Origin of the sequence: Bacillus sp. SIMBA_026 (assembly GCF_046535335.1) — a bacterium.
Lineage (GTDB): Bacteria > Bacillota > Bacilli > Bacillales > Bacillaceae > Bacillus > Bacillus velezensis.
The window spans coordinates 1-272 of the sequence record NZ_JAWRWX010000155.1; the positions used below are offsets into that span (position 1 = coordinate 1).

Genomic DNA, 272 nt, shown 5'->3' on the forward strand with positions numbered 1-272 from the left:
GTATCAACCTCGAGGCGTGGTCGAATATCGGTCCGATGGACGATGCGCTGTTTATCGACTTCGTCGACCTGGAATGGTGTGTTCGCGCACGCAAGCATGGATACGCCGTCCTTGGCGCGCCGGCACTGCGGCTCGCCCATTCGCTGGGCGGAGAGCCGGTGCGAGTGTTCGGACGCGCCTATCCCGGTCACGGTGCCGTGCGCCATTATTATCAGTTTCGCAATGCCATCGCGTTGATGAAGCGTGGCTACATGCCGTGGAGCTGGAAGTCC

1 pseudogene is annotated in these 272 nt (G+C 61.0%); it reads left to right on the plus strand.

Annotated features, from left to right (window positions below):
* A pseudogene (locus SB847_RS21035) lies at window positions 1-272 on the plus strand (hypothetical protein); the annotation flags it as partial.